Genomic DNA, 18371 nt, shown 5'->3' on the forward strand with positions numbered 1-18371 from the left:
GGAGACAGATGGGCGCCACCGGCTCGCCGTCCCGGCGCGGAACGCTGCGGATCTACCTCGGTGCCGCCCCCGGCGCCGGAAAGACCTACGCGATGCTCGGAGAAGCCCACCGGCGCATCGCACGCGGCGCCGACGTCGTGGTCGCGATCGTCGACACACACGGGCGCGCACGAACTGCTCAGCAACTGGAAGGACTGGAAATCGTTCCGCCGCAACGGATCGAATACCACGGTACGGTGTTCGAGGAACTGGATCCCGAGGCGGTGCTGGAGCGTCGGCCGGCGGTGGCACTGGTCGACGAACTCGCTCACACCAATGTTCCGGGCAGCCGGCACGAGAAGCGGTGGCAGGACGTCGAGGACCTGCTCGACGCCGGTATCGATGTGCTCACCACCGTCAACATCCAGCACCTGGAGTCGCTCAACGACGTCGTCGAACAGATCACCGGGATCGTGCAACGCGAAACCATCCCGGACGAGGTGGTGCGCCGCGCCGAACAGGTCGAACTCGTCGACATCACTCCACAGGCCCTGCAGCGTCGCCTCGCGCACGGCAACGTCTACGCCCTCGACAAGGTCGACGCCGCGCTGCGCAACTACTTCCGGGAAGGGAACCTGACCGCGCTGCGGGAGATCGCTCTGCTGTGGCTCGCCGACCAGGTCGACGTGGCGCTGGCCAAGTATCGCGGCGAGCATGCGATCACCGCGACGTGGGAGGCCCGCGAACGGGTGGTGGTCGCGGTGACCGGCGGTCCGGAATCGGAAACCCTGGTGCGGCGGGCGAGCCGGATCGCGTCCAAGGCCAGCGCGGAACTGATGGTGGTGCACGTGGTGCGCGGTGACGGGCTCGCCGGAGTGGCCGCGCCGCGAATGGGAGCGGTGCGAAGGCTGGCAACGAGCCTGGGGGCGAGCGTGCACAGCGTGGTCGGCGACGACGTGCCGGGCGCGCTGCTCGACTTCGCACGCGAGGTCAACGCGACACAACTGGTGATCGGCACGTCCCGGCACTCGCGATGGGCGCGCATCGTCGACGAGGGAATCGGTGCGGCGGTGGTGCGCCGATCCGGGAAGATCGACGTGCACATGGTCACCCACGAGCACACCGCCCCCATCGCGCGGGTGGCGTTCACCGGCCGCCGCGGCCGGCGGTTGCAATCCTGGATCGCTGCATTCGCCATCCCCCTGGGCGTCACCGGACTGCTGGCCGGTGTCGACCGGTTCACCGGCATCGCCGGGCAGAACGCCCTGTACTTCATCGTCGTCCTGGCCGTCGCGCTGTTCGGCGGCATCGGCCCGGCGATCGTCGCGGCGCTGTTGTCCGGACTGCTGCTCAACTTCTTCTTCACCGAGCCCCTCTACAGCTTCACCATCGCCGAACCCGACAACTTCGTCACCACCGTCGTGCTGCTCGTCGTCGCCGTGGCGGTTGCCGCGCTCGTCGATGCCGCCGCCGCGCGCACCCGCGAAGCGCGGCTGGCCTCCCAGGAAGCCGAACTGCTCGCGGTGTTCGCCGGCGCGGTCCTCCGCGGCGCCGATGTGCCCCGTCTGCTCGAGAAGGTCCGGGAGACGTACGCGCAGCACGGGGTGAGCCTGATCCGCACGGACAGCGATCCGCCACCGGTACTCGGATCGGCCGGATCGACACCCCCGGCGACGGTCGAGACCGCGGACACCGTCTGCGTGGTGGAGGACAGTCCCTACGCGCTTCTCCTCGGCGGACCTCGGCTGCGCGCGCGGGACCGCCGGATCCTCACGGCGGTGGCCGGGCAGGCCGCTGCCCTGATCCGGCAGCAGGAACTCGCCGCCGAAGCCGCACGGGCGTCGGCGCTGGCGGAGACCGACCGCATGCGGCGGCTGCTGCTCTCCGCCGTCAGCCACGACCTGCGTACCCCGCTCGCCGCGGTCAAGGCCGCCGTGTCGAGCCTGCGGAGCACCGACGTCGAGTTCTCCCCGGAGGACACCGCCGAGCTGCTCGCCACGATCGAGGAATCCACCGATCAGCTCACCCGCCTGGTGACGAACCTGCTCGACTCCTCCCGGCTCGCCGCCGGCGTCGTCTCCCCGATCCTCGCGCCGGTCTACCTCGACGAGGTGGTGCACGGTGCGGTGACGACGCTGACCGGCGGCGGGCCGGACACCGGCGTCCGGGAGCGAATCGACATCGACATCGACGACACCGTCGTCGAGGCCGACGCTGCGCTGCTCGAACGAGTCCTCGCGAATCTGCTCGACAATGCCTTGCGCTACGCCCCCTCCGGACCGGTCCGCGTCGGCGCCGGCCCATCCGGTGACCGGATCACGATCACTGTCGCCGACCATGGACCGGGACTCACCCTCCGCGACGGATCCGGCGACGTCTTCACCCGGTTTCCGCGGGCAGGCGACCAGCACAGCAGGGGCGGGGCGGGTCTCGGGTTGACCGTCGCCCGCGGATTCGTCGAGGCGATGGGCGGTAGCATCACCACCACCGATACTCCCGGCGGCGGGACCACCGTGATCGTCGAACTCGCCGCGCCCGCGAAGGAACACCCGTGACCCGCATTCTCGTCGTCGACGATGAACCCCAGATCCTGCGGGCGTTGCGTATCAACCTCACCGCCCGCGGTTACGAGGTCGTCACCGCCGCCGACGGCGCCGGGGCACTACGCGCGGCCGCGCAACGGCATCCCGATGTCATTGTGCTCGATCTGGGACTGCCGGACCTCGACGGTATCGAGGTACTCGCCGGGTTGAGGGGATGGTGCACCGCGCCGGTGATCGTGCTGTCCGCTCGCACCGACTCGGCCGACAAGGTCGCCGCTCTCGACACCGGCGCCGACGACTACGTGACGAAGCCGTTCGGGATGGAGGAGTTCCTCGCCCGTATCCGCGCCGCGGCACGCCGCGGGGCCGCGGCTCCGGACGCGAACGAACCGACCGTCGAGACAGGGGATTTCACCGTCGATCTTGCAGCCAAGAAGGTGACACGCGACGGTGTACAGGTGCATCTGACGCCTACGGAGTGGGGCATGCTCGAGATGCTCGTGCGCAATCGCGGCAAGCTGGTCGGTCAGCGCGAGTTGCTCACCGAGTTGTGGGGTCCGACCTATCTTGATCAAACACATTACCTCCGTGTGTATCTCGCTCAGCTACGCCACAAACTCGAACCCGATCCCGCGCACCCTCGACACTTGATCACCGAATCGGGACGCGGGTACCGGTTCGAGGCCTAGCGTCGAAGTTCGGACCGGGGCGCATTCCTACGCGAGAGGGGATGCGGGAAAAGGACAATCGCCGCATACCCCACCGGACGGGGTGCGGTAGAACAGGCAGCAACTGCGGCGGCGACCCGATTCCGGATCCAGCGCGGCCCCGAGCCGCGGATCGCAGAACAGCGGGGCGGTGATCGCATCGGCTTCCGCATCGAGAACCTCACCGGTGCCGCGCAGAGCGGATGCGGCATTGCCCCACAACAGTCCCGGGGCGACGATGTCTCTCCACGCGTCGATCAACGGCGCGAGCTGACCGTCGAGGACCTCCAACTCTGCCGGTCCGCCGAAACGCGGTTGCCGGATATGCAGGCGGAAGGATCCGGATTCGTTGCACCACAACAGTTCCTGGTCGCCGAGGCTCACGCAGCGACCTGCGACGACGACCGAGCCGACCGCGACCGACCAGAGCCGTGCCGCATATCCGAAGAACACGGTCGACGCGGCGACACGAGTTTCGGTCACGCCCATCCGTTCGGCGGTGGACGCGACGAGGTCGTCGCGGACGGCAGGGTCACGCAGCGTCGCCGTCGGCTGCCAGGTTCCGTCGGGCACCGGTCCGGTACCCACTGTGAAGTAGGAACCGTGGTCGGCGAGCCTGTCGAGTGTCGTGGTTGCGTCCAGGTCAGGCATGTCCGATCTCCGCGTCGATGTCGGACGCCATTCTGCCGGACGCCCTGAAGGCGGTGGACGCGGCGACCGTGTGTCACACGTCGAAGAGACGGAACTGCGCTTGCTGGGCGCGTGCATCCGTGTCCTCGCGGTATCGCTCGGCCATGGCCTGCGCGAGCGATACGTCGCAACCGAGTTCCTCGGCCACCGCGGTCCAGTCGTGCCCTGCCTGACTGAGCTGCCACGCCAGCTCGTGCAACTGTTCGTCCATCTCCATCTCGCTGCCCCTCGCAGGTCCGGATGTGTGGTGCGCTTCCGGTACGGTAGCCCGCGCGGAACCGTTCCGGGCGGTAACATGCCGACGCAAGCTCACCGAAGTGCGTCCGAGGCTGTGCGCCTGCGGGTTACGATGCTGACACCCATCCACTCTTCCGAGGTGATCGGAGCCGGCATGAGCAAGCTCGAGAACTCACTGTCCGAGGACGAATACGTTCTGGTTCGGGAAACCAAGAAGTCGCAGATGGCGGATCTCGACGAGGACGCCCTGATCGACCTGCACAGCCGGGTTCGCCGGGCTCGCAACAAGTACGTGAAGTTGTACCGCCGGGCCGGAGCCGAGAAGGTGGACAAGAAGAAGTCCCGGGCGACGGGCCGGTCGGCGAACCAGCGCAACGCCGATAAGGCTGAGGTGTTCGAGGACGCGCTGGCCCGGGTGAGCCGACGGCTCGGCGCGGTGGCCCGGCAGTCCGCCGAAGCACTCAAGCAGGAGCGGCTGGCCCTCTCCCGGGTCGACTCCCCGGTCGCCGGCGACGGCGTCGCGGGCCAGGGCAAGGTGAAGTCCTCGGGGAAGATTCGTGTCGATTCGACGCGGGAGTCGTCCGGCCGCAAGAAGTACGAGGCATCGAGCATCGCTGCCGGTGCCCGTCGGCAGGCCAAGAAGGACAAGAAGAAGAGCTGACGGTTCCGGCTACTCGAACGCCGCGGCGAAACCGATGATCACACAGACGATCACGAAGTCGATCGCCAGCAGTGGCCAGAGGAAGCGGAGATAGCGGTCGTACCCGACCTTCGCCATCGCGAGTCCACCGACGACGACGACATTGGTCGGAGCGACCAACAGCATCAGGCCGTGACCCATCTGGAAAGCGGTGATGACCAGATCCCTTCCGACACCGGCGAAATCACCGAGCGGGGCGAGCAGCGGCATCGCCAGCGTCGCATGCCCCGACGAGGACGGGATCAGGAACGCCAGCGGAACGTTCACGACCGTCACGAGAATCGCGAACACGGCCGAGGACGCGCCACTGACCAACTGCTCCATTGCATTCAGGACGGTGTCCAGGGTTTCGGTGTTGTTCAGGATCACCGAGACCCCGCGGGCGAGCATGATGACGATCGCGGGTCCGACCATGTCTCCGGCGCCCTGGGTGATCAGAGAGACGGTCTTCTTCTCCCCCATGCGGGCGACGAGACCGACGAGCAGCGCTGCGAACACGAACAGCATCGCCAGTTCCGGGAACCACCAGTTCAGTTCGAACCAGTAGGGATCCGTTGCGGTTTCGTGGTACTGCTCGTATTCGGCGGGCCCGGGATCCGCGCCGAAGATCGCCGACCACGGGATCACCGCGAAGATCATCAACCCGAACGTGAAGACGGTGATCGCGAGCACCGATTTCTGTACGCCCGAAAGCTTCTCGTCGGGTGGCGGTTCGTTCTCTGCGGCACCGGGATCGATGTCGGTGACGGAGTCTGTTTCGGAGTCGAATCCGACGAGCGAGCGGGACGGATCACGCTGGACGCGGCGCGCGTAGCGCACGACGAACACGACGGCCACGGCGGTGAGCACGACCCACAGCAGCACGCGCAGGACGATGCCGTCACCGATCGACACTCCCGCCTCCCCGGACGCGACACCGATCGAGAACGGATTGACCGTCGAGGCCATCGTTCCGGTCAGGGCACCCACGATGATCGTTGCGGCAGCGACCATCCGGTCGTATCCGAGGGCCAGCATCAACGGCACGATGAGGGCATAGAAGCCGAAGGTCTCGACGGAGAACCCCATCGTGGAACCCAGCAACGAGAACAACGTCATGATGACGGCGATGAGCAGCCATCCCCGATCCCCGAGTCGCGCACCGAGTCCACTCACCGCGACCTCGAGGCTGCGCGTGGCGAAGCTGACCGAGATGAACGCGCCGAGCGCCATGATGAACAGCACCACCCCGACCGAACCGAAGAGCCGGCCGAGGTTGTCGGGATCGACGAATCCGCTTATCGGATCCTGTATTCCGTAGAGCCCGTTGATGGGGGAGAGGATCAGCTCGCGCACCCGCTCGCCGAACGTCAATGGCGAGTCGATCTGCTCGAACGAACCGGGTATCGGTGCGCCGTCTTCGTCCGTCGCGAAGCGGCCGGACGGGATCACCAGGGCGGCCAGCCACACCACGACGGTGACGAGCGCGAGCACCGTGATCGAGCCCGGGAACTCGAACTTCTTCTTCGCGGGTGCGGCGGATTCGGTGTCGGTGCTCATGGCTGCTCCCGGTAGCGGCGGGCGAACTCCTCGAAGAACAAGGCCTTCGCGACGACGGCTTTTTCGAGTTCGTCGATCAGAACGCGTTCGTTGGGACCGTGGATGTTGGCGTAGCCGTCGGTCGCTCCGAAGAGGAGTTTCTCGGCGCGCGGCACGGCTTCGTGCAGGGCCATGACGAGGGGGATAGAACCTCCGCCGGCCAGCAGTCCCGCGGAGGTTCCCCAGGCCTTCTCCAGGGCGCTGATCGACGCGTCGAACGCGGGTCCACCGGTTCCGGCCGCGAAGCCGTTGCCGGTCTCCCCGGCGGTGACCACGAGTCTCTGTCCGAGTGGGCGCAGCGCTTCGAGATGCCGGATCAGTGCGTCCTGCGCCTCCTCCGCGTCCTGCTCGGGGTGCACACGGAGGTTCAACGATGCGCGTGCCGATCCGGCCACCGCGTTGACGGCGCCGTCGACCGAGGGCGCGTCGAATCCGGTGACGGTGATCGCGGGGCCCGACCAGATCCGTTCGCCGAGTCCGCCCGTACCGAGAAGGGGACGGCCCTCGAGTACCTCGGCGAGATCGCGGAACTCCTCGTCCGTGTACGACACGCCCGTCCACTCCTCGCGCCGGAGACCGTCGACCGCGACGTTGCCGTCCTCGTCGTGCAGCGTGGCGAGTGCGTGGATCAGCGCGAGGCGCGCGTCGGGTGCGGCGCCGCCATACAGGCCGCTGTGCTTGTCGGCGGCGAGGGTCTCGATCGCGACGGTCACGGACGCAGATCCGCGCAGTGCCACGGTCAGCGTCGGGGATCCGGGGCGGACGCTGCCGACGTCGGCGATCACCATGGCGTCGGATTCGAACACTTCCGGCGCCTGCACGGGATAGAAGTCGAACGGGCTGCCCACCTCCTCCTGACCTTCGAGGACGATGCGCAGTGTCACCGGCGGCTTGCCGTCGTAGATGCGGAGTGCGCCGATGATTCCGATGATGTTGGCCTTCGAGTCTGCGGTACCGCGACCGTAGATCGCGCCGTCCCGCTCCTCCGGCTCGAACGGCGGGCTCTCCCACAGATCGGTGTCGTCGGCGGGAACGACGTCGTAGTGCGTGTACAGCAGGACCGTCGGTGCGCCTTCCGGGCCGGGGACGGTCGCGACGATCACCGGCGCCGTCTTGCCCTCGATCACCAGGTCGTCGATCTGTTCGACGCCTGCGTCCCGCAACAGCCGAACGACCAGATCGTGCGCCTCGAAGAGCGGTTCCGGTGGATAACCGGCGGCGGAGATCGACGGAATCCGTACCAGCCGGCACAGATCGGAGACCAGTTCGGGCATGAGTCTCGCCGCAGCATCCTCGACGGGCTCGGATATCCGATTGCGTGAATCAGACATGCCTACCTCGATCCGTGTAGGAAATGTGCGACCCACCGGAGTATGGCACCGAACCCGTTGCCGATCCGGCATTTTGGGCGCGGTGGCCACCACCAGCCTCTAGATTCACCCTTTGTGAAATGTCATAGGACCGAACGCAATCGCGGTGCGCTCGAGGTGTGGTGGATCTGTGAACACCCGTGAGCACATTATCGCCGAACGTGCCGAACTCGTGGATCTGCTCCGCTCGCTGACACCGGAACAGTGGGCGACGCCGTCGCTCTGCGAGGGGTGGTCCGTGCGGGACGTCGCCGGCCACCTGTCGATCGACGGTGTGCCGTTCCACCGTTATTTCCTCGCCGGCCTGCGCAATCCGTCCGCCGACCGCCTCAACCGACACTACGTCGAGGCAGCACGCAACGTACCCGTCGATCGCCTCGTCGACGGGTTGGCGACGTCGATCTCCGGAAGCTGGTTTCCCCGTTGGTTCCCGCGGCTGACCCTCGCCGATCATCTTGTGCACCAACAGGACATCCGGCGCCCCCTGGGGATTCCCCGGGCCATCGACGCCGATCGTCTTCGCCTGGTCCTCGACCGTCCGGATCCGTTCGCCCGCCCCTCCCGCTATATCCGCGGGCTGCGTCTCGTCGCCACCGACATTGCGTGGGAGCGGGGCGATGGCCCGATCGTGCGAGCCACCGGCGAAGCACTCGCGTTGGCGATGGTCGGCCGGCCCGCCGTGCTGGACGAACTCGAGGGTCCCGGCCTGGACTTGTTGCGTTCGCGCATAGAACGAGCCTGACCTGCGCCGACAGCGCCTGTGACGATCGCGGGTGCGGGCGGCCGGCACACGGTTTCTATTGTGTCGGCATGACGATTCGCCCCGATCTCCTGGACGTACTCGCACGCCGAGCCCTCACCGAGGACTCGGCGCGGCCCGACGCCGTCGAGAAACTGCACGCTCGCGGCGGGACCACCGCCCGAGAACACATCGCGCGCATCGTCGATCCGGGCAGCTTCGTCGAGTACGGCCGCTTCGTCACCGCGGCGCAGGAAGCGCGCCGCAGCATGGACGAACTGCTCGACCGCACGGTCGCGGACGGCATCGTCGGGGGAGTGGCCACGATCGACGGACGGCCGTGCGCGGTCCTGTCCTACGACTATCTCGTCATGGCGGGAACCCAGGGGATGCGCGGGCACCGCAAGACCGATCGCCTCATCGAGGTCATCGGCCGACTCCGCCTGCCCACCGTGTTCGTCGCCTCCGGCGGTGGCGGGCGCCCCGGCGATACGGATCTGCCGCTGGTGTCGGCTCTGGACGTGACCACGTTCGCCGAGTGGGCGGCGCTGTCGGGTCGGGTACCGCGGATCGCCGTCGTCGACGACAACTGCTTCGCCGGGAACGCCGTCATCGCCGGTTGCGCCGACCTCATAGTCGCAACACCGCGTGCGTCGCTGGGCATGGGCGGTCCGGCGATGATCTCCGGCGGTGGGCTGGGCGACGTCGCCGCCGCCGACATCGGGCCGCTCGACGTGATGATCGAGAACGGGGTCGTCGACGTCGCGGTGGACGACTCCGAGGACGCGGCGGAAATGGCGTGCCACCTGCTCGGCTACTTCCTCGGAAGGTCCGAGACATGGTCCGCAGCAGATCAATCCGTTCTCCGGGATCTCGTCCCCGAGCACGAACGCACGACCTTCGACGTCGCGCCCGTCGTCGAGACCCTGTGCGACGAGGAGTCCGTCACCGTGCTGCGGCCCGGCTTCGCACCCGAGCTGTACACCGCCCTGGGACGGATCGAGGGCCGCACGGTCGGGATCCTCGCGAACGATTCCCGCCACACGGCCGGGGCGATCACCTCCGACGGCAGCGACAAGGCCGCCCGGTTCCTGCAGTTGTGCGACGCATACGGATTCCCGGTGATCTCGCTCGTCGACACCCCGGGCATCATGGTCGGCCCGGACGCGGAACGGACCGGGCTGGTTCGGCACGCGTCACGGCTGCTCGTCGCCGCGGCCCGGATCCAGGTGCCATTCATCGGTGTGATCCTCAGGCGCGCTTACGGACTCGGTGCCCAGGCGATGCTGGCGGGCAGCACCCACTCGCCGTTGATGACGATCGCGTGGCCCGGAGCAACGATGGGCGCGATGGGACTCGAAGGCGCCGTGCGACTGTCGATGCGCGCCGAACTCGAGGCGATCACCGACGACGACGAACGCGAGGAACGGGTCCGGCAACTGACCGAGATGCTGCGAGCCAACTCCACCGGCCTGAACGCGGCCCGGTACTTCGAGATCGACGACGTGATCGACCCTGCCGAAACCCGCTCTCTCATAGCTCATCTGGTGGAGGCTGCGGCCGCCGGCGGGGAGATCTCGGGAAGCGGTGGTGCCGTAGATACCTGGTGAACCCCGGTGTGCCTTTGTGGCGGCCCTGACCGCCACAAAGGCACACCGGGGCGTCAGCCCACTTCGGCCCAATACTGTTCGCGCAGCAGTCTCTTGTGCAGTTTGCCGCTCGGGTCGCGGGGCAGTGAATCGACGAAGTCGACCCTGCGGGGGCACTTGTAGGACGCCAGTTCCGATCGGCAGTAGGCGATGAGTTCCGCCTCGAGGTCCGCCGAGGCGCAGGCAGGTTCCACGAGCTGGACGACCGCCCGGACCGACTCCCCCATCTCGTCGTCGGGCACACCGATGACAGCGACGTCCGCGACGGCGGGATGCCCGGACAGGACGTTCTCCGCCTCCTGTGGGTAGATGTTGACGCCGCCCGAGATGATCATGAACGCCAGCCGGTCGGTCAGGTACAGGTAGCCGTCCTCGTCGAGATAGCCCATGTCGCCGAGGGTTCTCCAGCCCTTGGCGTTCGCGGCCGCGGCCGTCTTGGCCGGGTCGTTGTGGTACTCGAAGGGGCGACCACCCGCGAAGTACACGACGCCGACCTTCCCCCGGGGCACTTCCTCGCCGTCCTCCCCGACGATGTGGCATTCCTGCATCGGACGGCCGACCGAACCGGGATGCGCCAGCCACTCCTGCGGCGTGATGGAGGCGGTGCCGATGTCCTCGGTGCCGGAATAGTATTCGTGGACGATCGGGCCCCACCAGCTCATCATCTCCCGTTTCACCGGGACCGGGCACGGCGCGGCACCGTGGATGACCTCACGCAGACTCGACAGGTCGTAGCGTCGCCGCACCTCCTCCGGCAGACGCAACATACGCACGAACATCGTCGGCACGAACTGGGCGTCGGTCACGCCGTGCCGCTCGATCAACTGCAGGCAGAGCTCGGCATCGAAGGATTCCATGACCACGACGGTGGCGCCGAGTCGCTGCCATGACATCGAGAACACCAGCGGTGAACCGTGATACAGCGGTGCCGGCGACAGGTAGACGGCGTCGTCGAGCGCGCCTCGCATCTCCAGGCCCTTCGCGATGAGCACCGGGGGCGCGGCGGGATCACCGAAGGGCACGGCGACGAGCGGCTTGCGAACACCCTTGGGCCGTCCGGTGGTTCCGGACGAGTACAGCATCTCACGGCCCTCGCGTGCCTGGTCCTCCGGCATCGGTTCACTCGCGGCCAGCACGTCGTCGTACCGTTCGAATCCGTCGACATCACCGGATGCACTGACACGCACGGTGATTCGGGACAGATCGAGACCTGCGACGACATCGGCCATCGCCGCACTCGTCACGAGCGCGACGGCGCCGCAGTCGTCGAGGATGTACTGCACCTCCGCCGACCGCAGATGTTTGTTGATCGCGGTGTAGTACAGACCCGATCGCTGCGCCGCCCACGTCACCTCGAGGTACGCGCGGTTGTTCTCCATGAGAATCGCGATCTGGTCGCCCTCGCCGATCCCCCGGTCTCTCAGTGCCTGCGCCAGGCGCGCGGACCGGTCGTCGAGCTGCGCGTAGGTGACCACCTCACCGCCGGCGCCCATGATGATCGCCGGTTTGTCCGGCGTGCGCCGGGCGTGTTCGGCGGGAGTGGTCAGAAGGGCGGGCAGCGCCACGGAATCCTCACTCTCTCGGGATCTTCGGGTCACCTACGAGGTTCTACGGACTCTCGAGTCCGTAGGCCTCTTCCAGATAGCGCACGATCTCGGTCTGATCGGCGCCGGGTTCGAGGGCTTCGGTCGCGTCGTTCCAGATCCGGCCGAGTTCCTCGCCGAGAGCGATCTTCACGCCCTGTTCGCGCGCGAGATCCAGTGCGATGCCCACGTCCTTGCGCATGAGTTCCGCGGTGAACCCCGACGCGAACGAGCGTGACAGCACGAACTTCTCGTACTTGGTCTCGGTCGTGTTGTTCCGTCCACTGCCGGCGTTGATCACCGCGAGCAGCGTCGCCGGGTCGATGCCGAACTTGGCGCCCACCAGCATGGCTTCGGCGGCGGCGACGAGACCGGACGCCGCCAGCAGGTTGTTGAGGGCCTTGGCGGCATGCCCGGAACCTGCCGGGCCCACGAAGATCACCTCGCGCGCGGTGGCCTCGAGCAGCGGGCGGACCCGCTCGACGGCCTCGGTGTCGCCGCCGACCATCACCGCGAGGTCGGCTTGTTTCGCTCGCGCGACACCACCGCTGACCGGGGCGTCGACGATCGCGATGCCCTTCTCGGCGGCTCGTTCGGACAGGGCCTGGGTGCGGGCCGGCACGCTCGAGCCCATGTCCACGACGATCGACCCGGGACGCAGGTGGCCGAGCAACCCATCGGGCCCCTGGAGCACCGCGTCGACGATGTCACTGGTGGGCAGGCTGAGCACCACCACGTCGCAGTCCGCGAGGTCGGCGAGGCCTCCGGCCCGCACGGACGTCGGATTCTCGGCGGCGAACCGGTCCAGCGCGCCCGGGTTCGCGTCGAACACCCGCAGTCCCGGCACCGCGTTCGAGAAGTTCTGCGCGATGGGCGAACCCATCGCGCCGAGTCCGACGAATCCGGCCCGGGTAGGCGCAGCGGCGGCGCTCATGCGTCGCCCTCCCCACCGAGGGTTCCGAGTTCGGCGGTCAGCGTGTCCTGGACGACGCGCATCGCCGCGACACCGGCGGGGCATCCGACGTATGCGGTCGCGTGGACGACGGCTTCGGTGATCTCCTCGCGGGTCAGCCCGTTTCCGAGCCCGGCCCGCACGTGTACCGCGAGTTCGGTGTGTTGGCTCAGCGCGATGAGGATGCCGAGGTTGAGCAGGGACCGGCTGCGGCGGTCGAGACCCGGTCGTGTCCACACCGATCCCCACACAGATTCGGTGACATAGTGCTGCAACGCTTCACCGTCGGTGCCGATCCCGCGTTCGAGTGCCGCGTCGACATAGGCGTCGCCGAGCACTTCCCTGCGGACGGCCAGTCCCGCATCGAAGAGCGCCGTGTGCGCGTCCTCGACCGTCGATGCCGTGAGTTCGTCTGCCATTTCGGATGTTCCCTTCACGCCGACGATCCGGCGGAATCGAGCTTGATGGTCACGCATTTGACCTGGCTGTAGTGGTGCAGCGCCTCGACGCCCTTCTCCCGGCCGTATCCGCTGTGCTTCCAGCCGCCGAACGGGGTCTGCACCGATCCGGTGGACCACGTGTTCACGAATACCTGCCCGGCACACAACTGCTCGCTGACGGTGACGGCGCGACTCACGTCGCGGGTCCACAGTCCCGCGACGAGTCCGTACTCCGAGTCGTTCGCGATCGCGATCGCCTCGTCGTCGGTGTCGAACGGGATGGCGACGAGGACCGGGCCGAAGATCTCCTCGCGGGCGATGCGCGCCTGGTTGGTGACCCCGGTGTAAACGGTGGGTTCGACGTAGAAGCCGCCGGTCTCGGCGGCGAGTGCCGCGACCGCACCGCCCGTGACCGCCCGGGCGCCTTCCGATTCGGCGATCTTGAAATATTCCTGGACGCGCTCGAACTGGGCGCGCGTGATGAGCGGTCCCATGTCCTCGCCGATCCTGATCGCGGAGGCGCGTTCGGCGACCGCGTCGAGGACCCGGTCGAAGACCGACCGGTGCACGAGCAGCCGGGTACCCGACGAACACACCTGCCCGGCGTTCGACGTGAACGCCTGCACCGCACCGGCGACCGCGGCGTCGAGATCCGCATCCACGAACACGATGTTCGCGGACTTGCCGCCCAGTTCGAGGGTGAGCGGGATGATCCGGTCCGCGGCGATCGCACCGATGGCCCGTCCGGTGCGGACCGATCCGGTGAACGCGACCTTCGCGACCGAGGGGTGTTCGACGAGCGCGGCACCCGCGACGTCGCCGGTGCCGAGCACGACGTTGAACACCCCGTCCGGGAACCCGGCCTCGGTCGCGAGTTGCGCGAGCCGCACCGACGACGAGGACGTGAACTCGGACGGCTTGACGACCACGGTGTTCCCGGCGGCGAGCGCGGGTGCGACCGCCCGGCACGCCTGGTTGAGCGGCAGGTTCCACGGGGTGACGATCCCGACGACCCCGAACGGTTCGCGCCGCGTGTAGACGTGCTGGTCGGGTTCGACGTCGAGGATCTCCCCGGCCGGTCCACCGGTGAGCCCGCCGTAGAACTCGAAGTACTGCGCCGAGTTCTCCACCTCGGCGAGCGCGACCTTCTCGGGTTTACCGGTCTCACCGATCTCGAGGGCCGCCAACGTCTTCGCATCCGCACGCATCGCCCGCGCCAGTTCGGCGAACAATCTGCCCCGGGCGAGTGCACCGGTGCGGCGCCATCCGGGCGCGGCGCCTTCGGCGGCGCTGACGGCCGCGTCGACGTCGGCGCCGGTGCCGCGGGCGATGCGGTGCGTGACGCGCCCGGTCGTCGGGTCGGTGACCGGCAGGGTGTCACCGGTCGACGCCGCGGCCGGTGCCCCGGCGATCCAGTGGTCGAGTGTGTCCATCGAGCTCACAGCCCTTCGTGACGTCAGGTTCGGAGCCGCGCGGGTCCCGGGGTTGCCGGGGTGTCGCGCGGGGCGACCGGCGGGGGCAGAGTGCGCCTCTCGTACAGGCCGTCCAGGAAGTCGTGGGGGTAGCCTAGACGGATCCGGGTGGCGTCGTCGAGACGGGTGAGATGGTCGTCCTCGAGATCGACGGCGAGCGCTCCGATGTTGTCCCGCAACTGTTCCACGGTGCGTGCCCCGATCGACGGGAGCAGTCCGCGGCTGCGCACCCAGGCGATTGCGACGCGTGCCGGGGTGGTGCCCAGTTCCGCGGCGATCTCCCGTGCCGTGTCGCGGGCGCGGCGCACGACCGGCGCGAGCTTCTCCTCCCGTTCGGGAGTGAGTTCCCGGGCGAGCAGTCCCCGCGCGAGAGGGCTCCACGCGCACATCGCGAGGTCGTGGGACTGCGCCATGGGGAGCAGTTCCCGTTCGGCTGTCCTTGTGACGAGGGAGTATTCGACCTGCAGGGCGCAGAACGAGGTCCACCCGCGCAGCTCCGCGATCGCTGCGGACCGCGCGACCACCCATGCCGGCGTGTTGGTCACCCCGATCGCGAGAACCTTGCCGGAACGCACCAGATCATCGAGCGCGCGCAGTGTCTCGTCGACGGGGGTGAACCGGTCCCACGCGTGCACCCACAGCAGGTCGATGTAGTCGGTGCCGAGTCGCCGCAGGCTGGACTCGACGCTGCGGCGCAGGCTCTTCCGATGGTTGCCACCGGAGTTCGGGTCGTCCGGGTCCGTGCACAGCGTGTATTTCGTACTCAGGACGACGGAGTCGCGCTCCCCGGCGACGAGCCGGCCGAGAATCTCCTCGCTCGCTCCGTCCGTGTAGTTGTTCGCGGTGTCGACGAAGTTCCCGCCGGCCTCCCGGTATTCCCGGTAGACCGCGCGGGAGGTCTCCTCGTCGGCACCGAAACCCCAGTCGGTTCCGAAGGTCATCGCGCCCAGGCAGAATTCGCTCACGCGGATTCCGGATCGGCCCAGGACCCGCAACGCCATAGGCTTGGGTTCAAGCATCGTCGTCCACCACCCAGTTCACGAAGCGGTGCAGCGGGTACATGCCGTCGTGGGGGCTGCCCATGCTGCCGGTGAGGGCGCTGCCGAGGCGGACGATACGCTGGACGCCGGCTGTGGCGAGCAGGTCGCGCACCTCGGTCTTGCGGTGGGCAGGGTAGACGCCGACCGTCTGGGTGGCGACCGTCGCGTACGACGCGGCGTCGCGCATGTCCTGGACCGGAATGACGTTGACGGTCTTGTTCGTCGGGTGGAAGTCCACCATTTCCGGCGAGCGGACCACGAGTCCGCTGCCGTCGAACGTGCCCCACACGCGGTAGTCCGGTTCGAGGAAGCGCATTCCCTCGACCGCGTCCCGGATCTCCGCGTTGGGTTTCGGACCGACGGCTTCCGCGAAATCGCGGTCCACGCCGAGTCGCTCGTGCAGCAGGGCGCAGAAGCGGTCGGTCTGTTCGACGTCGCCCTCGACGCAGATGTGCCGGGCCGCGAGGCACGCGTCCTGGTTGAAGATCGTGGCGTCGCGGGCCGCCAGTTCGGCGACCTCGCGCAGCGTCTCGTCGGATTCGAAGGCCTCACGGCCGACGATCGACATCGACACTTTGGGGTCGAACGAGATCAGCTGGAATCCCGGTCCCGCGTACTTGGCGGCGTTCTCGATCGCGGAACCGCCACCCCACGCGACGAGTTTGTCGAAGTACTGGGAGCGGTAGAGGACGTTCTCGACCTTCTCGTCGCCGCCGCGCCAGTACACCGCCGACATCGACCGCAGCACCGGATGGCCGGGCGCGATGTCGGCCATGGTGCGGAGCACGGCGACGGTGGTGAACGGGTCGGCCGAGGGCATCTTGAACAGGTTGACGCCCTTGGTCAGTGCGGCATCGGCGATGGTGGTCATCGCGGCGCTCGGCGAGTTGCCGGCCATCATGTGGACCAGTCGCGGTGGGAACGCCCGCACCCGGCTGACGTTGCCGTTCGGGTCGGTGCGTTCGGACCAGCCGTCGAGGACGTCGAGGCTGCCGAAGGTGCGCTCGAGCCGGTATTCGAGTGCCTGCCTCGTCAGGAACTGACCCGGACGCGCGAAGGTGTTCTCGATGATGCGCCGCGGAAGCGCACTGACCTGCACGGTCATCTCGAGTGATTCCTGCAGGTATTCGTTCTTGTCGAGGGTCAGGTACTGCGCGGTTTCGACGAGGAAGTCGATGATCTCCGAAATCGGGACGTCGAACGCGGGGCCGATCTCCGATCGCGGGGCGAACAGGCCGTTGTATTCGAGTTTCGGTGTCACGAACGGAACACCGAAGTCGCGGGAGAGGTATTCGCTGTCCTCGCCCCAGACGAGTTCGCCCCGGACGAAGTGGGGCACCCGGATCTTGGACGTGGCAGGCGCGGAAGTGGTTGCGGTCATGGTCGTCTCATTCCTCGATGAACCCGCGGACGTAGGCGTCCATGGTGCCGGCGCACGTGATCTTGTCGTCGTCGCCGAGGTCCGTGAAGCGGGCGATGTCGGGCAGGACGGTCGGGCCGCTGCGTCCGCACGGGCAGTCGCGGAGGTCGACGGTGATGCGGTCACCGGAGATCGTTCCGCCCCAGCGTCCGTCGACCGTCGTGTCGAAGAATGCGGCGCGACCGGTGAGGGTGTCGCCCTCCGGTTCGGCGAGCTTAGTGCCGTCCTTGTCGAGCACGAACAGAACGATCTCGTCGGGTACGTGGTAGCGCCCGCCGAGGCACCGCGGCATGCGGAGGTTGAGTTCCTGCATCGAGTAGTAGTGGAAGAAGCGTTCCGGGGCGATGTTCAGCATCCGGAAGATCTGTTCCTGGTAGTCGTCGGGCAGGGTGTTGCCCTTGAGGCCGCCGCCGACGGTCAGTGCGTTCGCCCCGGTGATGTCGCCGTCCCGGGCGCCCTTCTCCCGCAGGATCTCGACGAGCCGGAACAGCTGGGTGAACTGGGAGTTGAAGAAGACTCGCTCGTCGGGACGGGCCAGGATGTGGTCGGCCCAGTGGTGCAACCGGCGTTCCTGTTCCGCTGCGCGCGCCTGGGCCTCGGCTTCGAACGCGGCGATCTCGTCGGGTGCGGCGGTGCCGTCCGCCATGGCCCGGCGCATCGCCTGTAGCCGTGCCATGTAGCGGTGATGGCCGGTCGGCGGGGTGCCCTCGAACAGCGGGATGCCGTCGGGCCGGCGGTATTTGTCGAGGATCATGTCGCGCATCGCGACGTGCGCGCTCTGACCGGTGTCGGGGCCGACGGGGATGACGTGCCAGGTCCGCTCCGGCGGCAGTCCCATCTCGGTCAGGCCGTCGATCATGTTCTGCATGTTGGCTTCACGGTCACGCCGGGACTTGTTGAGGAACGATCCTTTTCCGCTGGTGCCGCTCGAGCTGGACACGAGGTGGCCGGCGGCTTCGAGTGCCTCGATCCAGCCGTCCACGTCCGTGACGCCCGAGACGTCGACGTCGGTGACCCGGTGGGCCGACACGGAGTCGAGCCACCGATTCATGGTGGCCCACTGTCTTTTCGCGATCAGGGATTCCGGGTAGCTCTTGTACGTCGTGTGGGGGAAGAGCAGCGGGACCATGTCCTCACGGGAGGTGATCTGCGTGATGCCCTCCGCCTCGGCGCGCTGCGCCAGCAACGGGACCTGCTGCTTGCGCTGCTGGAAATGGGAATCGAGCGTGGCGATGACGTCCCGCTGCATGGTCGTCTCGGACATGTGGGCCT

At 67.8% G+C, this 18371-nt stretch carries 16 protein-coding genes; 5 read left to right on the forward strand and 11 right to left on the reverse strand.

Annotation, left to right across the window (positions count from 1 at the left end; translation table 11 throughout):
• Positions 1-8 precede the first annotated feature (8 nt).
• Together ACWDTS_RS17465 and ACWDTS_RS17470 are read left to right on the forward strand one after the other, a co-directional pair.
• Entirely contained in the window at positions 9-2534 is a 2526-nt protein-coding gene (locus ACWDTS_RS17465; protein ID WP_248674684.1) for a sensor histidine kinase, read from the forward strand.
• Positions 2531-3211: a response regulator gene (locus ACWDTS_RS17470; RefSeq protein WP_248674682.1), complete on the forward strand. Its 681-nt coding sequence runs from the start codon at positions 2531-2533 to the stop codon at positions 3209-3211. Before ACWDTS_RS17465 ends, ACWDTS_RS17470 begins: the two co-directional genes overlap by 4 nt.
• 27 nt (positions 3212-3238) lie before the next feature.
• Here the strand turns inward: ACWDTS_RS17470 and ACWDTS_RS17475 are convergent, their stop codons facing one another.
• Both ACWDTS_RS17475 and ACWDTS_RS17480 read right to left on the reverse strand, forming a co-directional pair.
• On the reverse strand, positions 3239-3880 hold the full coding sequence (locus tag ACWDTS_RS17475) for a (2Fe-2S)-binding protein (RefSeq protein WP_248674681.1): 642 nt from the start codon (positions 3878-3880) through the stop codon (positions 3239-3241).
• 73 nt (positions 3881-3953) lie between these two features.
• A complete protein-coding gene (locus tag ACWDTS_RS17480; RefSeq protein ID WP_197252695.1) occupies positions 3954-4136 on the reverse strand; it encodes a hypothetical protein in 183 nt (60 codons plus the stop codon).
• Between the two features lie 174 nt (positions 4137-4310).
• On the opposite strand from ACWDTS_RS17480, the gene ACWDTS_RS17485 reads away from it, so the two are divergent.
• Entirely contained in the window at positions 4311-4817 is a 507-nt protein-coding gene (locus ACWDTS_RS17485; RefSeq protein ID WP_197252694.1) for a hypothetical protein, read from the forward strand.
• A 9-nt stretch (positions 4818-4826) separates the two neighbouring features.
• Here ACWDTS_RS17485 and ACWDTS_RS17490 read toward each other — a convergent pair whose 3' ends face one another.
• Together ACWDTS_RS17490 and ACWDTS_RS17495 are read right to left on the reverse strand one after the other, a co-directional pair.
• Entirely contained in the window at positions 4827-6395 is a 1569-nt protein-coding gene (locus ACWDTS_RS17490; protein WP_248674679.1) for a YfcC family protein, read from the reverse strand.
• Entirely contained in the window at positions 6392-7765 is a 1374-nt protein-coding gene (locus ACWDTS_RS17495) for a M20/M25/M40 family metallo-hydrolase (protein WP_248674676.1), read from the reverse strand. Before ACWDTS_RS17495 ends, ACWDTS_RS17490 begins: the two co-directional genes overlap by 4 nt.
• A 169-nt stretch (positions 7766-7934) precedes the next feature.
• Between ACWDTS_RS17495 and ACWDTS_RS17500 the strand changes: the two genes are divergently transcribed.
• A complete protein-coding gene (locus tag ACWDTS_RS17500) occupies positions 7935-8546 on the forward strand; it encodes a maleylpyruvate isomerase family mycothiol-dependent enzyme (RefSeq protein ID WP_248674674.1) in 612 nt (203 codons plus the stop codon).
• 68 nt (positions 8547-8614) lie between these two features.
• Positions 8615-10153 (forward strand): acyl-CoA carboxylase subunit beta, encoded by a 1539-nt coding sequence (locus ACWDTS_RS17505; RefSeq protein WP_248674672.1) that lies wholly within the window; start codon positions 8615-8617, stop codon positions 10151-10153.
• A 53-nt stretch (positions 10154-10206) separates the two neighbouring features.
• On the opposite strand, the gene ACWDTS_RS17510 is transcribed toward ACWDTS_RS17505, so the two are convergent.
• The 7 genes from ACWDTS_RS17510 to ACWDTS_RS17540 are packed head-to-tail and all read right to left on the reverse strand — an operon-like array spanning position 10207 to position 18363.
• A complete protein-coding gene (locus ACWDTS_RS17510) occupies positions 10207-11757 on the reverse strand; it encodes an acyl-CoA synthetase (RefSeq protein ID WP_450118694.1) in 1551 nt (516 codons plus the stop codon).
• Between the two features lie 43 nt (positions 11758-11800).
• Positions 11801-12709, reverse strand: coding sequence for an NAD(P)-dependent oxidoreductase (locus ACWDTS_RS17515; RefSeq protein WP_450118695.1), 909 nt, complete (start codon positions 12707-12709; stop codon positions 11801-11803).
• Entirely contained in the window at positions 12706-13146 is a 441-nt protein-coding gene (locus ACWDTS_RS17520) for a carboxymuconolactone decarboxylase family protein (RefSeq protein WP_450118696.1), read from the reverse strand. Before ACWDTS_RS17520 ends, ACWDTS_RS17515 begins: the two co-directional genes overlap by 4 nt.
• A gap of 14 nt (positions 13147-13160) precedes the next feature.
• Positions 13161-14600: an aldehyde dehydrogenase family protein gene (locus ACWDTS_RS17525; RefSeq protein WP_450118697.1), complete on the reverse strand. Its 1440-nt coding sequence runs from the start codon at positions 14598-14600 to the stop codon at positions 13161-13163.
• A 23-nt stretch (positions 14601-14623) separates the two neighbouring features.
• Positions 14624-15658 carry an aldo/keto reductase gene (locus ACWDTS_RS17530; protein WP_450118698.1) on the reverse strand — a complete coding sequence of 345 codons (1035 nt, stop codon included), beginning with the start codon at positions 15656-15658 and terminating at the stop codon, positions 14624-14626.
• The gene (locus ACWDTS_RS17535) at positions 15651-17060 is read right to left on the reverse strand and encodes an acyl-CoA reductase (protein WP_450118699.1); all 1410 of its coding nucleotides are present in this window, start codon (positions 17058-17060) and stop codon (positions 15651-15653) included. The genes ACWDTS_RS17530 and ACWDTS_RS17535 overlap by 8 nt, the downstream gene beginning before the upstream one ends.
• A gap of 7 nt (positions 17061-17067) precedes the next feature.
• Positions 17068-18363, reverse strand: a complete 1296-nt coding sequence (locus ACWDTS_RS17540) for a hypothetical protein (RefSeq protein ID WP_450118700.1) — start codon at positions 18361-18363, stop codon at positions 17068-17070.
• Positions 18364-18371: the final 8 nt, after the last annotated feature.

It is taken from the genome of Rhodococcus sp. NPDC003383, assembly GCF_053589115.1.